The sequence below is a fragment of the Alkanindiges illinoisensis genome, from assembly GCF_004377485.1.
GTDB classification, from domain to species: domain Bacteria; phylum Pseudomonadota; class Gammaproteobacteria; order Pseudomonadales; family Moraxellaceae; genus Alkanindiges; species Alkanindiges illinoisensis_A.
The window spans coordinates 79,321-100,655 of sequence record NZ_SNTY01000025.1; the positions used below are offsets into that span (position 1 = coordinate 79,321).

15 protein-coding genes and 1 pseudogene are annotated in these 21,335 nt (G+C 49.2%); 2 read left to right on the top strand and 14 right to left on the bottom strand.

Features of this window, described 5'->3' with window-relative positions; all coding sequences use genetic code 11:
• Window positions 1-91: 91 nt before the first annotated feature.
• The 5 genes from E2B99_RS07440 to prfB form a co-directional block, all read right to left on the bottom strand.
• The gene (locus tag E2B99_RS07440) at window positions 92-1,156 is read right to left on the bottom strand and encodes an SDR family oxidoreductase (protein WP_134244410.1); all 1,065 of its coding nucleotides are present in this window, start codon (window positions 1,154-1,156) and stop codon (window positions 92-94) included.
• Window positions 1,157-1,412: 256 nt separating this feature from the next.
• A complete protein-coding gene (waaA, locus tag E2B99_RS07445; RefSeq protein ID WP_430981458.1) occupies window positions 1,413-2,753 on the bottom strand; it encodes a lipid IV(A) 3-deoxy-D-manno-octulosonic acid transferase in 1,341 nt (446 codons plus the stop codon).
• Window positions 2,754-2,991: 238 nt separating this feature from the next.
• Window positions 2,992-4,047, bottom strand: coding sequence for an alkene reductase (locus tag E2B99_RS07450; RefSeq protein ID WP_134244286.1), 1,056 nt, complete (start codon window positions 4,045-4,047; stop codon window positions 2,992-2,994).
• Window positions 4,048-4,084: 37 nt separating this feature from the next.
• Complete coding sequence (locus E2B99_RS07455; protein ID WP_240687773.1) at window positions 4,085-4,381, bottom strand: ArsR/SmtB family transcription factor; 297 nt, start codon at window positions 4,379-4,381, stop codon at window positions 4,085-4,087.
• 237 nt (window positions 4,382-4,618) lie between these two features.
• Window positions 4,619-5,717, bottom strand: a protein-coding gene (prfB, locus tag E2B99_RS07460) for a peptide chain release factor 2 (RefSeq protein ID WP_134244412.1) whose coding sequence is annotated in 2 segments (ribosomal slippage) — window positions 4,619-5,641 and window positions 5,643-5,717 — 1,098 coding nt in all. Because the reading frame shifts where the segments join, the coding sequence is not laid out codon by codon here.
• A 395-nt stretch (window positions 5,718-6,112) separates the two neighbouring features.
• Between prfB and E2B99_RS07465 the strand changes: the two genes are divergently transcribed.
• Window positions 6,113-6,853: a putative porin gene (locus E2B99_RS07465; protein WP_134244288.1), complete on the top strand. Its 741-nt coding sequence runs from the start codon at window positions 6,113-6,115 to the stop codon at window positions 6,851-6,853.
• Between the two features lie 75 nt (window positions 6,854-6,928).
• Here the strand turns inward: E2B99_RS07465 and recJ are convergent, their stop codons facing one another.
• The 7 genes and pseudogenes from recJ to E2B99_RS15030 form a co-directional block, all read right to left on the bottom strand.
• A complete protein-coding gene (gene recJ / locus E2B99_RS07470) occupies window positions 6,929-8,647 on the bottom strand; it encodes a single-stranded-DNA-specific exonuclease RecJ (protein ID WP_134244289.1) in 1,719 nt (572 codons plus the stop codon).
• Between the two features lie 85 nt (window positions 8,648-8,732).
• Window positions 8,733-9,392 carry a pyridoxamine 5'-phosphate oxidase gene (gene pdxH / locus E2B99_RS07475; protein WP_134244290.1) on the bottom strand — a complete coding sequence of 220 codons (660 nt, stop codon included), beginning with the start codon at window positions 9,390-9,392 and terminating at the stop codon, window positions 8,733-8,735.
• Between the two features lie 61 nt (window positions 9,393-9,453).
• Window positions 9,454-10,791 (bottom strand): phosphoglucosamine mutase, encoded by a 1,338-nt coding sequence (gene glmM / locus E2B99_RS07480; RefSeq protein WP_134244291.1) that lies wholly within the window; start codon window positions 10,789-10,791, stop codon window positions 9,454-9,456.
• Window positions 10,792-10,962: 171 nt separating this feature from the next.
• Window positions 10,963-12,429, bottom strand: coding sequence for an IMP dehydrogenase (gene guaB, locus E2B99_RS07485; protein WP_134244292.1), 1,467 nt, complete (start codon window positions 12,427-12,429; stop codon window positions 10,963-10,965).
• A gap of 252 nt (window positions 12,430-12,681) precedes the next feature.
• Window positions 12,682-14,367, bottom strand: coding sequence for a 2-oxo acid dehydrogenase subunit E2 (locus tag E2B99_RS07490; protein ID WP_134244293.1), 1,686 nt, complete (start codon window positions 14,365-14,367; stop codon window positions 12,682-12,684).
• Between the two features lie 194 nt (window positions 14,368-14,561).
• Window positions 14,562-17,258, bottom strand: a pseudogene (aceE, locus tag E2B99_RS07495) (pyruvate dehydrogenase (acetyl-transferring), homodimeric type); the annotation flags it as partial.
• A 258-nt stretch (window positions 17,259-17,516) separates the two neighbouring features.
• Window positions 17,517-18,407 (bottom strand): M23 family metallopeptidase, encoded by an 891-nt coding sequence (locus E2B99_RS15030; RefSeq protein ID WP_346553911.1) that lies wholly within the window; start codon window positions 18,405-18,407, stop codon window positions 17,517-17,519.
• A 61-nt stretch (window positions 18,408-18,468) separates the two neighbouring features.
• Here E2B99_RS15030 and E2B99_RS07505 point away from each other — a divergent pair, with 61 nt between their 5' ends.
• Window positions 18,469-18,906, top strand: a complete 438-nt coding sequence (locus E2B99_RS07505; RefSeq protein ID WP_026471728.1) for a DciA family protein — start codon at window positions 18,469-18,471, stop codon at window positions 18,904-18,906.
• 101 nt (window positions 18,907-19,007) lie between these two features.
• On the opposite strand, the gene lpxC is transcribed toward E2B99_RS07505, so the two are convergent.
• Window positions 19,008-19,910, bottom strand: coding sequence for a UDP-3-O-acyl-N-acetylglucosamine deacetylase (gene lpxC, locus E2B99_RS07510; RefSeq protein WP_134244294.1), 903 nt, complete (start codon window positions 19,908-19,910; stop codon window positions 19,008-19,010).
• A gap of 149 nt (window positions 19,911-20,059) precedes the next feature.
• The gene (gene ftsZ, locus E2B99_RS07515; RefSeq protein WP_134244295.1) at window positions 20,060-21,280 is read right to left on the bottom strand and encodes a cell division protein FtsZ; all 1,221 of its coding nucleotides are present in this window, start codon (window positions 21,278-21,280) and stop codon (window positions 20,060-20,062) included.
• Window positions 21,281-21,335: the final 55 nt, after the last annotated feature.

The following is a 21,335-nucleotide window of genomic DNA, read 5'->3' on the forward strand; positions in this document are numbered from 1 at the left end:
GCCAGATAACTTAAAACCCGTCAGTGTAAGCCATTTAATCTGGCCGGGTCTCGTTAAATCATTGCCTTGTCAAATCATCTGTTCAAACTGTTTAGCGCTTTTTTAACAGGCCATCATCAATCATTTGCTGAAAATGCTGCTGCAAGGTTTCTTCAATCGGCCGGTAGTGAATCTGCAAGGTCTGGCGAGAGCGCGTATTGTCAAAGCGGATGGCATAGCCCACGTTCAGCTTAACAAAACGGCGGCTCACCCCGGCGGCAATTGGCCCCACCAGCCAGACCAGTGCCTTAGGCAGCAGCGCTCTGGGCAAGGGGTATTTGGGGAAATATTTTTTCAGGATTTCAGCCATAGTCAGCAGACTGTACGTCCCTTCACTCACAATATAGCGGCCTTCGGCTTCTGGTGTAAAACCAGCCTGAATATGCGCCCGCGCCACCTCACGCACATCAACCAGACCAAACTCCAGATCCGGCACGCCGGTTCGTTGTTTGCCACTGCCCAAGTCCTGCATGACTGCAATACTGGTGGACTGGGTTTGTTGGGTGAGCGCAGGCCCTAGCACCAGTGACGGGTTAATGGTCACCAGATCCCATTGTTTTGCATTTTTAGGTTGCTGGTTATGAATTTGCCAGGCCTTGCGCTCTGCCGCCACCTTGGAAAATGAATAGGGCTGATGGCTCACGCTACTGGTATTGTTCCAGTCCTGTTCAGTAAAAATACCGTTTAGGGTTTCCTCAATTTCAACATTATCGCCAAACACGGAGGCCACCGAACTGGTGAGTACCACACGCTTGACTGTACACACCTCATTGCAACTGCGCAGCACATTTTCGGTACCCTGTACTGCAGGTTTAACCAGTGCTTCATTGGCGTCCTTAAAACCCTTGATAATAAAAGGTGATGCGGTATGAATCACCAGCTCGCAGCCTTCAATGGCGGACTTAAAACTGCCCGGTTGCAACAAGTCCGCGGCAAATAGCTTTAAGGTGCCAGTTGTGCCTTCGGCAGCTTTTTTCAAATGCGCAACCGATTTTGCATTGTCTGGATTACGCACCGTGGCATGTACCGTCAGGCCATCTTCTAGCAGGTATTTGACAATCCAGCTGGCAATATAGCCGGACGCGCCGGTGACGCACACAGGTTTGCTTTTATCAATGATGGTGCTCATGCTGGTCTTCCTTGTTATCAGTTAATTTATTAAGGCCCACACTATTTTAGCCGGATGCAGGATTGGGTTTAGCGTTGTCAGTCGGCTTGATTACAGAATCATCTATGAATCAGGCGGTCTTGAGTTTACGCATAATTTTATGGATTTTGCCAGAATGTTTTGTTGAAAACTGAAAATGAAGCTCATGGTTACCTGACAAAAAACTGGTCTTAGCGTTCTGTAAAACCTTAATATTTTTCTGAATTTATCTTTCAGGCAGTGTGTCCAGTTGCTGAATGAGCGCTAATTGCCGCTCCAGCGCGCCCTGATTGGCCTGCATCACCTGCAAGCCTGCCAAACCAGCCTGCTTTGCTTGTTCCGGCTGTTGTAGCCAGTTCAGCCAAACCTGAGCTAGTGCCTCAGCATTATCCACCTGTGTCAACGCATGGGCCTGCATGAGCTGCTCAACAATCACCTTAAAATTAAACGTATGCGGCCCCATCACTACCGGCACGCCCAGTCGCACGGGTTCCAGCGGATTATGCCCGCCAGTGGGACTCAGGGAGCCGCCAACAAATGCCATGCTAGCTAGCGCATACCACAGCCACAACTCGCCCATGCTGTCCGCCAGATAGACCTGTGTATCGGCCTCAATGTTTTGTTGCTGGCTACGGCGAAAGACCTGAAAACCCTGCTTTTCAATCAGCTCGGCCACCCTGTCAAAGCGTTCAGGATGCCGTGGCACCAGTATTAATACTGCATCAGGATATTGATCTAAAATTTTGGGAAACTGCGCCAGAATCTGGGCTTCTTCCGGTTCGTGCGTGCTGGCAGCAACCAGTACTGGACGCTGAGCCAGTTGCCATTGCTGTTTTAGCTGTTGTGCCTGCTCTAATAAAAATTCCGGCGGCTGAATATCAAACTTGATACTCCCCGTCACCACTACCTTTTTAGCATCGGCCCCTAACGCAATAAAGCGCTGTGCAGTGGCCTGATCCTGCGCAGCAATACAGCTGAGTTGCTCCAGCATCGGGCGGGTGAGGCGGCCAACCCTGCCATAACCCTTGGCTGAGCGTTCCGACAGGCGGGCATTCAGCAAAATAGTGGGAATTCCAGCGTCATAGGTTTGTGCCAGTGCATTGGGCCACAATTCGGTTTCAATTAAAATAAACAGGCGCGGCTGATAACGCTGCAAGAATTGCTGCATTAATGCGGTGATATCTACTGGCAGAAAAACCGCTTCAAACAACTCAGGGTAGTTTTGCGCAAACAAGGCTTTGGCGCGTGCCTGTCCGGTACGAGTGGTATTGGTTACCAGTACGGGTTGGCCCCGCTTTAAAAAATGCGCAATGATGGGCTGGGCGGCGTTGGTTTCACCCACCGATACCGCATGAATCCAGATGACCTGCTGAGGTTTGGATAGCTGATTTTTGCGCTGCTGATTTTTAGCCACAGGTTTAACTGCAAAACGCTCAATGATTTCATCCTGATAATCCGGCTGTAGACGCGAACGCTGCCACACGCGCAGGCGATATAGTGGCAATACCAGCGCCAGCAGAATTTGATACCAGAAAGGAGGTTTTTGCACAGGTTTCGACATAGTCAAATATCAAAGAAGCGGCATGCTGCCCGCAACATGCTACTAACGAAAAATAAAGTGAGCAGAGTGTAGCCTGCCTGAGGCTATAAACCAAAATTTTACGGAGGCTTTTGCCCAAAACTGATGTTTTTCTTATCAGTGTTTCTTCAAAGATACGGTATTAAATTGGGACTTTCAAAACAATTATCCCCCTTGATACAGGGGGATAAAATAACGCATAAGTTCGCTGGATTGCTTTAATCCATTATTGATTAAGGAATGGATAATCCGTATAACCCGTTGCACCTTCAGCGTAATAGGTAGCAGGGTTAGGGGCATTTAGCTCAGCCTGCTGCTTAAAGCGTTCTACCAGATCCGGATTGGCAATATACAACTGGCCAAAAGCCACAGCATCCGCCTCACCCAGCTCTAATAAGCGTTCAGCCTGCTCACGCTCCAGCTTTTCATTGGCAATAAATACCCCGCCAAATTTCTGCTTGATTAGGCCAGCCAGGCTATCATCAGCAACATATTCCCGTGCACAAATAAAGGCAATTTTGCGCTGTCCCAGTTGGTCCGCCACATAACCAAAGGTTTCTACCGGATCGTCATCGCCCATATCATGTGAATCACGGCGTGGTGCCAGATGCACGCCCACACGGTCTGCGCCCCATACGTCAATCAGTTGGTCAGTGACTTCAAGTAACAAACGCGCCCGGTTTTCCACAGCGCCACCATATTCATCATCACGCTGGTTGGTTTTGGTTTGCAAAAACTGGTCAATCAGGTAGCCATTGGCACCATGCAGCTCAACCCCATCAAAACCAGCCGCTTTGGCATTAATCGCGGCCTGGCGGTAATCCTGCACAATTTGTTTGACTTCTGCGGTAGTCAGCGCACGCGGGGTCACATATTCTTTTTTAGGACGTACCAGACTGACATGACCCGCAGGCTTAATAGCAGTAGGCGCAACTGGCAATTCGCCATTTAAGAAAATCGGGTCAGAAATACGGCCTACATGCCATAGCTGCATGACCATGCGGCCACCTGCAGCCCGCACCGCATCGGTAATTTTTTTCCAGCCTGCCACTTGTTCTTCCGACCAGATGCCTGGCGTATCGGCATAACCTACCGCAGAGGGCGTAATGGCCGTGGCTTCGGTAATGATTAAACCGGCACTGGCACGCTGCACGTAGTATTCCTGCATCAAGTCATTTGGAATACGTGACTCGCCTGCACGTGAACGGGTGAGCGGTGCCATGACCAGACGATTGGGTAATTCAAGCGCGCCTACCGTTAAAGGCTGAAATAAAATCGACATAACAACTCCTGTGACCTGTATTGATTGACGTCAGGTCTTATAAATCGCGTTGTAAAGATTGCAGAAATTGCTGAATGACGGCTTCATTACGCTGGTAAAACGACCATTGCCCTACTTTCTGGCAACAAATCAAACCTGATTTTTGCAATACAGCCAGATGATTTGACACCGTTGATTGCGACAAACCGGTCTTGGCATCAATCTGTCCGGCACATACCCCGTGGCTTACAGACACATGCTGGGCTGGAAAATAATGCTCTGGCTGTTTAAGCCATTGCAGGATTTCACGACGCACCGGATTGGCCAGCGCCTTTAAAATCGCTTCGCTATCAATCTGATTTGTCATGCACTTATCCTCAGCTTAGGTCGTCAGCAAGCATTGTGTATTGCCAGCACTATTATAACCAATTCATTCTGCTTTTCTGCGCAGGATTACTATATAGCATATTTTCGATATATGTATCGCTTTTTTTAGATGTATAAATCGTAAAATTGAAATAAGATGTATCAAAAAAAGGGCAATGTCATATTGCCCTTTCCCTGCAAGTATTTTTCTATCCGAATTTGCGGATTAAAGCCCCATTTTCAGACTGGCTTCAATAAACTTGTCCAGATCGCCATCCAGCACAGCACCGGTATTAGAATTTTCTACCCCGGTGCGCAAGTCCTTCACGCGTGAATCATCCAGCACGTAGGAACGAATCTGGCTGCCCCAGCCAATATCAGACTTGGTGGCTTCCAACGCCTGTTGGGCTTCATTACGCTTCTGGATTTCCAGCTCATATAATTTGGCACGTAACAGCTTCCAAGCACGGTCGCGGTTGGCATGCTGGCTGCGTTCATTCTGGCAAGCCACCACCGTTCCAGTAGGAACATGCGTCAAACGCACTGCCGAATCGGTTTTGTTAATGTGCTGACCACCCGCACCGGAAGCCCGATAAGTATCCGTGCGAACATCGGCTGGATTGATATCAATTTCAATATTGTCATCCACTTCTGGCGACACAAACACGGCTGAAAACGAAGTATGGCGACGGTTGCCACTGTCAAATGGCGACTTGCGTACTAGGCGATGCACCCCGGTTTCAGTTCTAAGCCAGCCAAAGGCATATTCGCCTTCCACCCGGATGGTGGCGCTTTTAATCCCGGCCACGTCGCCATCAGATTCTTCCATGACTTCAGCCTTAAAGCCATGACGCTCAATCCAGCGCAGGTACATACGCAACAGCATGGAAGCCCAGTCCTGTGCTTCAGTGCCACCTGAACCAGCCTGAATATCCAGAAAGCAGTTATTCGGGTCCATCTGGTTACTGAACATGCGGCGAAATTCCAGCTTGCCTACCGCTGCATCTGCGGTTTTAAGTTCGCTATCTACATCATCCAGCAAGCTTTCTTCATCTGCTTCTACTGCCAGATCCAGCATGGCCTGTGCATCTTCCAGTTGCTGGCTTAAATCATCTAGCACACCCACAATATTTTCCAGCTCGCCCTTTTCCTTGGCCATCGCCTGCGCACGGCTCTGGTCATTCCAGATGGCAGGGTCTTCTAGTTCGCGCAGGACTTCTTCCAGTCGCTCTTTTTTATGGTCGTAGTCAAAGATACCCCCTAAGCGTCTGACCACGCTCACGCAAGTCCTTTAACCGAACCAGATACGGATTAATTTCCACAATACATCTCAAAACAGTCATAAATGAACCTGAATTTTAGCACGTCCACCTTATTGCTCAACAGCTATAGCATTTTTCAAAAATATCTAAACGTCTATTTCTTTTTTTAACACTGGCTACAAAGTGCAGCGTTGTGATTCATATTTTTAAGTATGGCCTTGGTAAACAAGCCAAGAAATGGTTGCAGAAATGTTACAAGTTAGGGCAAAAAGTCTGAAATATTTACAAAATGTGTGTCATATGAGTGCATAACTTTATAAATTAAAATATTAATTCATTGAAATAAATCATAAAAAGTAGCTAAATTGCAGTTAACAGGTTCAGGTTTGACTAATTTCTTACGCGCTGTAAGATGGCAAATGTGTAACAAATAATTTCATTCGTTTTGGAGAGATATCATGAAAAAATTAGCGCTGGCTGCTGCACTACTAGCCACTATGTCTGCAGCAAATGCCTATCAAACTGAAGTAGGTGCGGATTACACTTATTTTGATAATGATAACAGTGACAGTGTGAATGCATTTGGCCTGGATGCAACCTACTACTTCAATCCAGTAACGGATAATAATGCGCCACTGGCTGAAGCTGCTTTTATGAATCGCGCCAGCAATGTTGGTGTCAATGTTGCTACTAACGATGCCGATAATGAAAAAACTGAATACGGCATCAAAGGCGAATACTACGTACCAAATACTGATTTCTATGTGTCAGGTAAGTTAGCACGTGTTGAAGATGATTATGATCACGTTAATAAGTACGGTGCTGAAATCGGTTATTTACCTGCACCAAACTTCCTGATTGCAGCTGGTCTTGTAGGTACTGAAAGAGATGATGATAGTAATACTGATCCATCAATCCGGGCCAAGTATGTAACCCGTGTAGGTCAGCACGACTGGAACTTTGAAGCGGGTGGTGTATTTGGGGATAATGATGAATATAATTTTCTTGCCGATTATTTTGTAGATAATACTTTTAGTATCGGTGGTAAATATCAAAATATTGATAATGGTGTTGATAATAAAGACACTTTTAGTGTTCGTGCCCGTAAATTTATTAACCAGCAAACCAGCGTACAAGGTGAGCTAGGTTTTGGTGATGACACCAACACTGTAGGTATCCGCGGAACCTACCGTTTCTAAGCATTAATCCTTTAAAAAAAGCCGCTACTCATTCTGTTTAGCGGCTTTTTTATGGCTTGTTTTAAGGTATGCCGTTTAAGTCACAATTTCAGCATGTTGTATCAGCAATTGTAACCGTTGCCTGCCTTGATATTCGTTAATATCCAGTTGATAAACTAGTCGAAGCTTGGGCATGGTGTCAGGCCAGTGTTGTCGCTTGGCATTAAAATAAATGGCATCAATACGTTGCTTATGATCAGGATGCTGTAACAACAGTTTTAAGTGTTTATCCTGCAACCAGCGATATTCCAGCACCTTAAATAGCCCTTCAAATAGTGGTGCAGGAAAACCCTGTCCCCATGGCCCGGCATGCGCAAGGTCGCGCGCAGTATCCAGACTAAACTCATGGGCTTGCAATTCGCCATCCGTCAGTAGCCGTGCATCAAACAGGCTTGGGTCATGTTCCGCAATAATTTGCTGGAAAACCTGGGTAAAAGCTTCAAATTGCTGGCGTGGCAAGGTTAACCCTGCGGCCATGGCATGCCCGCCAAAATGGCTTACCAGTTCAGGATACTGTTCAGCCACTCGCTCAATGGCATCGCGGATATGAATGCCCGCAATGGAGCGCGCTGAACCTTTAACAAACAATCCATCCTCACTGGGGGCAAATACAATGGTCGGTCGGTGAAACTGCTCTTTTAAGCGTCCGGCCACGATACCAATTACACCCTGATGCCAGTTGGGTTCAAACAGTACAATGGCGGGTGGAATATCGCTCAGGTTGCGATAGGCTGAATGCGCCAGCAAGTCCAGCGCTTCCTGCTTCATTTGTGCTTCAACCCGACGGCGCTCACGATTCAGCTCATCCAGCTTTTGTGCTAGCGGCCATGCCTCATCAAAGCTATTGGCCAGCAGGCAATCAATCCCAATGCGCATGTTTTCCATACGTCCAGCGGCATTAATGCGCGGGCCAATCACAAAACCCAGATCCTGTGGGCTAATTTTATAGGCTTCACGGCCTGCAACTTCCAGCAGGGCCAGCACACCGGGGCGACATACTCCCTGCCGGATACGCTCAACTCCGGCAGCCACCAGAATGCGGTTATTAAAATCCAGTTGTGCAACGTCAGCCACTGTACCAATCGCCACAATATCCAGATACTGGGTGAGATTAATGCTGGCTTTGCTCTGCTGTTTGCGCTGCGTTGCCAGTGCAGCCAGCACATAAAAGGCCACACCCACACCAGCCAGTGCCTTGCTACCAAAATTGCAATCCGGCTGGTTGGGATTTACGACGGCAGCACATTCTGGCGGTGTTTTAGTGGTCAGGTGATGGTCCGTGATAATGACCTTAATTCCGGCTGCATGCGCGGCTTCAACACCACTATGACTGGAAATGCCGTTATCCACCGTCACAATCAGTTGCGGCTGGTAGTCATCAATGGCCAGTGCCACAATTTCCGGCGTCAAACCATAACCATACTTAAAGCGGTCTGGCACCAGATAATGAACACAAGCACCCATTTGACCTAGTGCTAGCATCATGAGCGCCGTGCTGGTTGCCCCATCGGCATCAAAATCACCGACAATCAAGATGCGGGTTTGCTGATCAATGGCCTGATCCAGCAGCTTAACTGCACAGTCCAGTCCTTTCAGCTGTTGGGCGGGAATCAGTCGGTTGAGTTTAAGGCTCAGTTGTTCGGCCGAATCGACACCGCGCGCTGCATACAGCCGTGCCAGCAAGGGAGAAATATGCTCGGCCAGTTGCCCGGCAACAGGCGGACAGGGACGGGCAATTAACTGGTATGAGGACATGGCAAATGCAAAATGGATTTACAGGAAAATATAGGCTGCAAACTATCATGTAATCCGTCATGACGGAAAATAATAGCAACAGAATTTAAGGCATTAAACGCTCAATACGCCAGCCTGTGTCGCTTGAATCATCAGGAAGATACTTTAGGCGGTCATGCAGGCGGTTGGGACGCCCCTGCCAAAACTCATAAGAATATGGTTTAAGGCAATAACCACCCCAAAATACCGGTTTTTCAATATTGGTGATGTGTTCAAGCTGGCGGTTTAAATCGGCAAAGCGCTGTTCCAGCAATTCACGACTTTCAATGATGCCGCTTTGCGGGGTACTGACATGCGCGGCAATCTGGCTGTCCCGTGGACGCTTGTGATAATAAGCGGTGGATTCCTGCTCGCTAATGCGCTCAACCGATCCGTGAATGCGCACTTGCTGTTCCAGTGCAGGCCAGAAGAACAGCAGCTCGGCATATGGATTAGCCGCCAGATCCTGTCCTTTTTGGCTATTATAATTACTGTAAAAATAAAAACCGCTTGCGTCTGCACCACGCAATAACACGGTGCGGGCATGCGGACGGCCATTGCCATCAGCGGTAGCCAGCGTCATGGCATAAGGCTCGGTAACCTGTGCCTGCAAGGCGTGATCTAACCACTTCAGGAACTGGTCTAAAGGATCGGCGGACACATCATGCACCTGCAAACTGCCTTTGCCATAATTTTGCCGTAATTCGCTGAGATCCTTTACACTCATATTGCCCTCGCCTGCTTGACCTTAAAATCATACTGCCAGCACTGCACATTTCTTAAATTACTTATGCAGCAATGGCCCGGCTACGAATCAGCTCAGCCAGTTGATTGGCCAGCTGGTCGACCTGCGCCTGCGTTTCACCTTCTACCATGACCCGGATCACTGGCTCAGTGCCTGATTTACGAATCAGTAAGCGGCCACGTCCGGCCAGTTGCTGTTCTGCTTCATCAAATGCCTGGCTTAAGGCGGGGTCGGCATACGGATCAAGCATTTGCGCCAGTCTTACATTCACCAACGCCTGCGGTAAAATGCTTAGGCCTTCTGTCAGCTCATGCAGCGCTTTTTGCTGTGCCACCATTTGCGCCAGAACCTGCAAGCCACAAATCAGTGCATCGCCGGTAGTGCTTTTATCCAGACATAAAATATGGCCGGAAGGTTCACCGCCAATTTGCCAGTGGCTTTCTTCAAGCTCCGCCATCACATAGCGGTCACCCACCTTGGCCCGCTTAAAGGCAATATTATGCGCCTTTAGCGCCAGTTCCAGACCCATATTGCTCATCAGTGTGCCAACCACCCCATCAACGGCACAACCGGCCTGCGTGGCCAGAATGTATAAAATGGCATCGCCATCCACCAGCTTACCGTGCTGATCCACCATGATAATACGGTCAGCATCACCGTCCAGCGCAATACCTACATCTGCCTGATGATCCACCACGGCTTTTTGCAGGCTTTCCGGATGAGTAGAACCACAATCAGCATTAATGTTCAGGCCATCCGGCTGGCTGTGCAGTGCAATGACTGTTGCTCCCAGTTCACGCAAAATGGCTGGCCCCACCATGTAACCGGCACCATTGGCACAGTCAATGACAATCTTCAGGCCTGTCAGATTTAACTGATACGGAAAGCTGGACTTGCAGAATTCAATATAACGGCCATTGGCATCCTTGATCCGGTAGCTTTTGCCCAGCCGGTCAGGTGCGGCAATTTCAATCGGCTGTTCCAGTTGCGCGCTAATGGCATTTTGTAGCTCATCCGGCAATTTTTTGCCTTCCGCAGAAAAAAACTTGATGCCATTGTCAAAATAAGGATTGTGCGAGGCTGAAATGACAATACCGGCATCTGCATGAAATGCCCTAGTTAAATGTGCAATGGCTGGAGTCGGCAGCGGGCCAAGCATCAGCACATCCACACCAGCCGCATTTAGGCCAGCCTGCAATGCCGCTTCCAATACATAACCCGATAAGCGGGTATCCTTGCCCATCATCACTTTGGCCTGGCCTTTTTTCGCCTGACTGGCAAACACGCGTCCTGCCGCAAAGCCCAGTTTTAATGCAAATTCCGGGGTAATTGGGTCTTCGCCAAATTTTCCACGAATGCCGTCGGTGCCAAAGTGGCTCATGTTCTTTTCTCGCTAAGATTATTTAGTGCAATACCAAACCTTATAGGTTAAAACAAAGTTTACTTAAAAATTTTAAGTTTTTGTAAAAATTAAATTGAGTAAAACAAAAAAACCGCCAAAAATTTTGACGGTTTTTAAGACAAGCTGAAGCAGATTTAGGCCAGGCTAAAATTAGCCCACCCGATAGTTTGGTGCTTCCTTGGTAATGGTCACATCATGCACATGCGATTCTTTCATGCCTGCTGCCGTAATTTTGACAAATTTCGGTTCGCTGCGCATGGTCGGAATATCCTTGGAACCGGTATAACCCATGGATGAACGCAAGCCACCCACTAACTGATGCACAATACCGCTCATCGGGCCTTTATAGGGCACGCGGCCTTCAATGCCTTCCGGCACCAGCTTTTCCACACCTTCTTTGGCATCCTGGAAATAACGGTCGGATGACCCCGTCGCACCAGCCATGGCACCTAGTGAACCCATGCCACGGTATGCCTTGTAATAGCGCCCCTGGAACAGTTCAACTTCACCCGGTGCTTCTTCGGTACCTGCCAGCAGTGAGCCAATCATGATGGCACTGGCACCAGCTGCAATGGCCTTGGCCACATCACCTGAATAACGGATACCGCCATCGGCAATTAAGGGAATTTGTTCATTTAAGGCACGCGCCACGTTATCAATGGCTGAAATTTGTGGCACACCAATACCCGCCACAATGCGCGTGGTACAAATCGAACCGGGGCCAATGCCGACTTTTACCGCATCCGCGCCAGCATCCAGCAAGGCCAGTGCTGCATCACCAGTAGCAATGTTGCCACCAATCACCTGAATATGCGGGAAATTCTGTTTAACCCAGCGCACACGCTCAATTACACCATGTGAATGACCATGGGCAGTATCGACCACAATCACATCGGCACCAGCATCGACCAGCGCTTCCACGCGGGATGGCGTATCAGCACCTGTACCAACCGCTGCGCCCACCCGCAAGCGACCCTGATTGTCCTTACAGGCATTGGGGTATAACTCAGCCTTACGGAAGTCATTGACCGTGATCAGGCCTTTTAAAACAAAGTCATCGGCAATCACCAGCACTTTTTCAATGCGGTGCTGTTGCAGCAGTGCCTTGATTTTTTCATTGGATTCGCCTTCCCGTACAGTCACCAACTGATCCTGCGGCGTCATGATATTGCTCACCGGCTGGTTCAGGTTGGTTTCAAAGCGGGTATCCCGGCCTGTTACAATGCCAACCACTTTGTTGCCCACGACCACCGGTACACCACTAATCTTGTGCGCATGGGTCAGGGCAATCAGTTCACCCACCGTGGTATCTGGCGATACGGTAATTGGGTCTTTCACCATGCCAGCTTCGTATTTCTTGACCCGGCGAACCTCGGCAGCCTGCGCGGCAATATCCATATTTTTGTGCAAAATGCCAATACCGCCTTCCTGTGCAATGGCAATCGCCATGCGGGATTCGGTGACAGTATCCATGGCAGCAGAAACCAGCGGAATATTGAGTTCAATGTCGCGGGTCAAACGTGTCTTTAACGAGACATCTTTTGGAAGAACATTTGAATAAGCAGGGAGTAACAAGACATCATCGAAGGTTAACGCTTCTTGAACGATGGTCAGCATAACAGTCTCACTGGTTAGTTTCGTGCGGCATTATAACCGAAAGTCGACGATAAACGCGACGGGGTTTTAGCATTGCCATGACATTTCACTGGTTTTTATCCCGCTCACTGGATTTTCCTGCCTTAAATACTTGAGAATTTAAAGCAGGAATCACACCAGTCTGTCCAGATTTAAATGTTGAAAAGCCACTAATACATTAACTGACTCGTGAGTGCGCCATGCTACCCAACAGTGACTTGTCTCAAAATGCACTTACAGCAATACACGGCGTATATCAGACAATATTTCGCTCAACGCGTGGGTAAAGCGGGCGGCATCTGCCCCATTAATGACCCGGTGATCATACGACAGCGACAAGGGCAGCATCAGGCGCGGCTTAAAATCCTGACCGCTCCAAACCGGTTGCATGCTGGCTGGTGAAATTCCCAGAATAGCCACCTGCGGCCAGTTCACCAACGGCGTAAATGCCGTTCCGCCAATACTGCCCAGACTGGTAATGGTAAAGCTGGCTCCTTGCAGTTCCTGCGGCTTAAGCTTTTTATCCCGGGCCTTCTGGCTCAGCTTGCCCAACTGGATGGCAATGTCTTGAATACTTAAGGTATCCGGATTACGCAGCACGGGCACCGTCAAGCCATCTTGCGTTGCCACCGCAATCCCCAGATGAATTTCATTGCGCACGACAATGGCTTTTTGGTCATCAGCCAGATGGCTATTAAAATAAGATTCCTTTTTCAGCAAATACGCCACAGCCTTTACAATAAATGCCAGAATGGTCAGGCTGATATTCTGTTTTCTATAATCAGCTTTGAGTGTATTACGCCAGTTTTCCAGTTCAGTGATATCGGCCTGATCAAACTGCGTGACTTGCGGAATATAGTTGTTTAAGGAAAGTTGCGGGACAGACACCTGTTGCAGGCGTGACATCGGCTGAAGGGTACTGCCACCAAACTTTTCAAAATCCGGCAAGGCTGGTAAACCATTGCTAGCCAATACGGCATGTTGACCGGAAGTAGCAACTTTGTCTGTACCCAGCGTCTGCTTCACAAAGGCAAATACATCTTCCTTAAGAATGCGCTGATTGGCACCGGATGGCGTGACTTGCGCCAGCACCACGCCCAATTGGCGGGCCAGTTGCCGCACTGCCGGCCCTGCATATACTTCACTATTAGCCTTGATTTGTTCAGCATTTAAAGACTGGCCCTGAACCTGATCTTGTGCAGGCGTATGCGTTGGGTTGCCAAGCTGTATTGATTCTTGAGGGTACGCTGACGCTTGAGTCGAATTTTGGAGTTGGGTTACAGGTGCGTCCGGCTGCGCTGTCTGCTGCTGGGTTTTAGCATCAGGCTCAGGATTGTTAGCTGTTGCATTTGCTTCACTGTGTTCAAGGCTTAAAATGACCATACCCTGTTTAACTTTCTGGCCGGTTTTCAGCTTGATTTCCTTAACCGTCCCACTCACTGGACTGGGCACTTCAACACTGGCCTTGGCCGATTCCAGCACAATCAGGCTTTGATCCTTTGCAATGCTGTCACCTACACGCACCAGAATTTCTGACACATCCGCTTCATCCACACCCAGGTCAGGTACTTTAACGTCCTTAATACCGGATTCAGAAGCTGATTCATCCTGCTCAGTAGCCATTTGTTGTGCTGGCGCGACCTGATCTGATTCGTCCACATTACTATTTTCATTAGGCGCTGGCTGCTCAGCCGTATCACCTTCCAGTTCAAACAGCACATCGCCCTGCTTCACGCTTTGGCCCTGACGGATGGCAATGGCTTTAATTACCCCACTGGCCGGACTCGGCACTTCCACGCTGGCTTTTGCCGACTCCAACACCAGCAGGCTTTGTTCCTTTTCAATACTATCGCCGACTTTTACCAGAATCTCTGAGACATCTGCGCTATCCACGCCCAGATCAGGGGCTTTAATCTCCATACTGCTTACTCCTGTTCTGTTGTGCTGTCAGATTGTTCCAAGATTTGGCTGTGTTGTGTTGGGCTTGGCTGTTCTGGGCTTGATTGTTGTGGACTTAATACTTGCGAGTTTTGATTGGCTGAATCGAGCGCTTCATGTTCTATATTGCTTGAAGCATGGGCATTGTCCTGATTGATGCTGGATTTGGCGGTGGTGACATCATTAATCGGCGCTGCTGCTTGAGGTAGCCACGGGGCCGGTACATCCGTTTCCAGCTCAAAACTGGAAATAGCATCCTTCACCATGCGACGATCCACTTCACCTTCGTCCGCCAGTAGCTTTAAGGTTGCCACCACGATATGCGCGGCATCCACGCCAAAATAGGCACGCAGGTTTTCCCGGGTGTCTGAGCGGCCAAAACCATCGGTGCCCAGTGTCACATAAGGGCGACTGTCCGGCAGATAAGCACGAATTTGCTCACTGTAAGCCCGCACATAATCGGTGGCAGCCACCACAATACCCTGATGGTTTGCCAGTTGTTGTGCCACCCAAGGCACCTGAATATCGGTTTCTTCACAAATTGGATGCAGGCGGTTTTGCAGCTCGCACTTCATGCCATCACGCGCCAGTTCATTAAAGCTGGTAACGCTCCAGACATTGGCATGAATGGCATACTCATCTTTCAAAATTTGCGCGGCTTTTTGCACTTCACGCAGGATGACGCCGGAACCCAGCAATTGCACCGTGGCCTGCTCATCTTCCTGTAGCAGATACATGCCGCGGCGAATGCCTTCCTCCACGCCTTCCGGCATGGCAGGCTGCACATAATTTTCATTCATCACCGTGAGGTAATAAAAAATCCGCTCGCCACCGCCCTGATCTTTGGAGCCATACATGCGGCGCAGGCCATCCTGCACAATCACTGCCAGTTCATAACCAAAGCACGGGTCATAGCTCATGCAATTGGGCACGGTATTGGCCAGCAGCAGTGAGTGGCCATCCTGATGCTGCAAGCCTTCGCCATTTAAGGTGGTGCGGCCTGCGGTAGCACCCAGTAAAAAGCCCTGTGCCTGACAATCCCCCGCTGCCCAGATCAGGTCACCCACCCGCTGGAAACCAAACATGGAATAAAACATGTAAAACGGAATCATGGGCAGTGCATTGGTGGAATAACTGGTGCCCAGCGCAATCCACGCACTAAGCGCCCCGGCTTCATTAATGCCTTCTTGCAGCATATGGCCGTTTTCAGCCTCGCGGTAGCTCATCAGCTGCTCGCTGTCTTCCGAGGTATACAGCTGGCCGCTGGCCGAATAAATCCCCAACTGGCGAAACATGCCCTCTAAACCAAAAGTACGTGCTTCATCCGGCACAATCGGCACGACCCGGTCACTGAGCGCCTTGTTTTTCAGCAAGGCTGACAAAATCCGTACCATCACCATGGTGGTGGAATATTCCTTGTCACCACTGCCTTCAATTACGTGCTGGAAGCTATCCAGATCAGGAATGGCAAGCGGCTCTTCCTTTTGACAACGCATGGGCAAATAGCCACCCAAGGCTTCGCGGCGTGCCCGCATATACTTGATTTCAGCAGAATCCTCAGCCGGACGGTAAAATGGCAAGTCCGGTAATTGCGCATCGGTTAATGGCAGGTTAAAGCGGTCACGGAAATACTTTAGCGCCTCAGCTTGCAGCTTTTTAATCTGGTGGGTTTTGTTAATACTTTGCGCTTCTGCCGACAGGCCATAGCCCTTGACCGTCTTGGCCAGAATTACAGTAGGCTGACCCTTGCCCTTCACAGCTTCAGCATAGGCAGCATACACCTTAAACGGATCATGGCCACCGCGGTTCAGCGCATCAATGTCCTCATCGCTCATATCCGCAACCAGTTCTGCGGTTTCCGGATATTTGCCAAAGAAATGCTCACGGGCAAACGCACCACCCTTGGCCTGATACAACTGGTATTCGCCATCAACGGCTTCTTCCATGCGTTGTCTTAAGGCGCCGGATTTATCGCGTGCCAGCAGTGAATCCCAGCGCCGGCCCCACACCACCTTGATCACACGCCAGCCTGCACCGCGGAAAATAGATTCCAGCTCCTGAATGATCTTGCCATTGCCGCGCACCGGGCCATCCAGCCGCTGCAAATTGCAGTTAATCACCCAGATCAGGTTATCCAGCTTTTCGCGGCCTGCCAGTGCAATGGCACCCAGACTTTCCGGCTCATCCATTTCACCATCGCCCAGAAAGGCCCAGACCTTGCGGTTTTCGTCCTTAATCAGCTTGCGGTTGGTGAGGTATTTTTGAATATGCGCCTGATAAATCGACATGATCGGGCCAAGGCCCATCGATACGGTAGGAAATTGCCAGTAATCCGGCATCAGGTACGGGTGCGGATAGCTGGACAGCCCTTTACCGCCCACTTCACGGCGGAAATTGCTCAGTTGCTCCTCACTAATCCGGCCTTCCAGAAAAGAACGGGCATAAATCCCCGGTGCCGAATGCCCTTGGTAATAAATCATGTCACCGCCAAAACGATCACTCGGCGCGCGGAAAAAATGGTTAAAGCCCACATCGTACAAGGTCGCGCTGGAGGCAAAGGTCGCCAGATGGCCGCCCAGATCATCACTTAAATTGGCACGCAGCACCATGGCCAATGCATTCCAGCGAATCAGGGCGCGAATACGGCGCTCCATGTGCGCATCACCGGGCAGGCCTGCTTCTTCATCAACCGCAATGGTATTTAAATACGGTGTATTTAAGCGCTGGATAGGCACATGACGTGCAATGGCTTGCTGGTATAACGCTTTGAGCAGAAAAGCAGCACGTTCAAGGCCCACATGCGAAATGACCGAATCAAATGCATCCTGCCACTCCTGAGTTTCTAGCGCATCCGGGTCCTGATAAAACGCCATGCTGCTCTCCTTTTATTATCAATTTTCTAATGTTGGTGCCACTTACCTTACGGACTTAGCATAGCGGGATTCAATAGACAATCGACTAAAGAATTGAAAAATAATGTATGCCGTATCAAACCCAATCGGGCAAAATGTGGAGAGCCAAAAAGTTCTAAAACAATAAACCAGACTTAAATTTCAGGCAAAAAAAACCCGGTAAAAACCGGGTATTTTCATCATGAGGATAACGCAGAAATCACATTATCAAAAACGGCATCAGGATTCGCGCTTGGGTGCCAGTGCCAGATAGGTGGCCGGGTTTTCACGCTTGCCATCTTTTAACACTTCATAATGCACATGCGGGCCAGTACAGCGTCCGGTGCAGCCCACCGCAGCAATATTCTGGTTGGCTTTTACCACGTCACCGACCGATACATACAATCGCGATGCATGACCGTAACGGGTAATCAGACCATTACCATGGTCAATTTCAACCAGATTGCCATAGCCATTTACCCAGCCCGCGCGGATAACAATGCCATCGCCTGTGGCATAAATCGGGGTGCCAGTCGGTGCAGCCAGATCAATGCCCGGATGGTATTCACCGCGGCCCGACATGGTGCGGTAGCCAAACTTGGAGGATACCCGCGCGTTGGCAATCGGCTCAATTGCCAGCAAGGCATTGGCGTTAACATTTAAATTACTTTCGGGTGCAACAGAACCTGATGACCGATAAGAACGGGTCACGGTTAATGCTTGTGACAACTGACCCAGATTGTCCTGACGGGCCTGTGCCTGACGGGAAATCTCATCAATCTGCTGCTGGATGCCATCATCCTCAGCAGTTGCTAGTACACTCATCTCGCCATTGTACTCACCGCCCATCCCAGTGCCATAGTCATGGTAGTGATCATGCTGTGCATCAGCCTCAATCAGGCCGCTGGCACTCAGGGAATCAACCAGCTGTTGCTGGGTGGTCCACATCTGGGTGACATAGCTGTCCAGTGCAGTCTGGTCAGCAGAAGAATTCAGTAAAGTCTGTGGGTTTGCAAATGATGATGAAGCAATCCATGCTGTAAAAGATAAGGCTAAAAAAATCCGGCGCTTATGCATATAACTATAATCTCTTTCCTGTCCTGCTGTTAGATCAGATGATGCGTTTGCCACTTGCTCCGGGATGAAAAAATCGTTTAAGGTTAAACGGCTTTTTTAACTCAAAGACTTAGCCATGAAGCGTCCAGTTCACGCCTTTGCCACACATCATCAGGATTTAAAAACAGGGGGTTTGCAATCTCTCCAAGCTCAAATGCTCTATTTGGAGAAGCTTACGCAATTGACAAAGCCAGTGTTGCCTCAACATGAAAACTGGCAAGTGGTTTCCTTTCAAGAAGGAATCCTGTGCGTTGCTGCTGAACAATATGCAGCGGTCAGCCAATTACGATATTTACAAACGCATTACGTTAAGCAACTTCGCAACATCACCGAGTTTAAAAATTTACGTGCCATCAGGGTCATTGTAGAAGCAAAACCAGCACCAAAAGTAGTGCCACACCTGCCTTTACCACCACTGGATGAGCCAACCCGGCAAGCCATTCTGGAAGCTGCCACCCTCATTCATGACCGCGAGCTTAGCGAAGCGCTACAACGTTTGGCAAGCAAAAAATGATCGAAAAGTGAGCACAATGTGGATTTAGGCTATTTTTTAAGCAACATAAGTACACAAAAAGTTGTGGATAGTTACATTGCAAACCTAGGGATATAAGGAAGTTAACTCACTTTTACGTATGAAATCGGACAATTTACATCGTCATCAAATGTCACAATTTCATAACATTCCGGCGTGGCTAAAATTTTACGTAGTAGTTGATTATTGAGTGCATGTCCGGATTTATAGCCTTCAAAGCGGCCAATAATGCTGTGGCCAATCAGGTATAAGTCTCCAATGGCATCCAGCATTTTATGCCGTACAAACTCATCGGCAAAACGCAAGCCTTCTTCATTCACCACCCCCTGCTCATCCACGGCAATGGCGTTGTCCAGCGTGGCACCAAGCGCCAGATTATGCTGGCGCAGGTATTCCAGGTCACGCATAAAACCAAAGGTGCGCGCCTGACTGATTTCCTCAATAAATGAAGTAGTAGAAAAATCTACCTCAGCCGACTTGTATTCTTCGCTAAAGGCCGGATGATTAAAGTCAATGGTAAACTGCACGCTAAAACCATGATGCGGTAAAAACGCCGCACGCTTGTCATCCACACAAACTTCCACAGGCTGCCGGATGCAAATGTATTTTTTGGCCGCGTCCTGCTCCTGCAAGCCTGCCTTTTGCAGCAAATAAATAAATGGCCCGGCACTCCCATCCATAATGGGAATTTCCGGCGCAGACACTTCAATAATAATGTTATCAACGCCCATGCCTGCGAGTGCACTCATCAGGTGCTCAACCGTGCCAATGCGGGCTTCCCCCTTGACCAGATTGGATGACATGACCGTTTCCTGTACCAGCAATGCATTGGCAGGAATATCAATTGGCGGATCAAGATCAATGCGCCGAAATACAATGCCACCATCAATCACATGCGGTAAAAAATTGATAAATACGTTTTTACCGCTGTGCAGTCCAATGCCGCTGGCTCTGATCACTTGTTTGATGGTTCGCTGTTTCAGCATAAAGATCTATCTTAAAAAACTGTGTTAAAAAGCAAGGCGCCTAAATTAACATTATTGGCCTCAATAGAAAACAGGCCTGTAGGTTCAACTGATCTACAGACCTGTTTTTTGAAAGCACCTACAGCTCAGAGCCGGCAAGTGCAATAAGATTATTTCTTTTGCTGGTTCTTCAGGTAATCCTGAATGCTCATGGGCGCTGGACGAGCCGCTGGTGCTGGCTGCGGCGCTGGAGCCGGCTGTGGTGCAGCAGAAGGCGCACGACGGCTAATGGCAGGGGCATCATCCTCATCCACTGGCTGGCTGGCAGCAACCGGGACTACAGGTGCAGGCTGTGGCTGGGCAACTGGTGCTGGTGCGGCGGCTGGACGCGCAACAGGCGTCGAAAAATCTACCGGATCGCGGTTCAGGCCAGTTGCAATGACGGTGACGCGCAACTCATCACGTGCTTCAGGGTCAAACACTGTACCGTAGAAAATATCGCCTTCATCCAGGTCAACAATCTGGCTGACCACATTGGAAATCATTTGCACTTCGCGCGGCTTGATGTCATCACCACTGGTAATGTTAATCAGCACACCCTTGGCATTTTCCAGACGCACCTGATCCAGCAGCGGGCTGCGAATTGCCATTTCTGCCGCCTGACGTGCACGGTCTTCACCACGGCTGGCCCCAATCCCCATCATGGCATAGCCACGGGTACTCATGGCAGTTTTCAGGTCGGCGAAGTCAAGGTTAATGTGACCGTGATTGACCACCAGATCAAAAATACTGCGTACTGCATTTAGCAACACATCATCAGCCTTTTTAAAGGCTTCCTTCATGGAGATATCGCCGTACACACTCAGCAGTTTTTCATTGGGAATAATAATGAGTGAGTCAACGTGGCGTTCCAGTTCCTCAATGCCTTTTTCAGCCGATCTCTGGCGCTTGCGGCCTTCAAATCCAAAAGGAGTGGTAACCACACCAACGGTCAGAATTCCCATTTCCTTGGCTACTTCTGCCACAACCGGCGCAGCACCCGTTCCCGTGCCACCACCCATACCGGCAGTGACAAATACCATGTCCGTGCCTTCAAGCTGGTCACGGATCTGGTCGCGTGCTTCTTCAGCCGAGGTGCGACCTACTTCCGGATTGGCACCAGCACCCAGGCCACGGGTACTTTGCTGGCCAAGCTGTACATTAAAAGGCGCTTTCATCCGGTCCAGCGCTTGCTTGTCCGTATTGGCACAAACAAACTTTACGCCAGAAATTTCTGACTCCACCATGTGCTGTACCGCATTACCACCGCCGCCACCCACACCAAAAACGGTAAAACGGGCCTGCCCATTGTTGTCGACTACTTCATCTTCAATTAGCGTAAATGAGGACATGACCTTTTGGTCTCCAAGATTTGTATGGCAGCTTGTATGCCCGTAGCACTGCCTG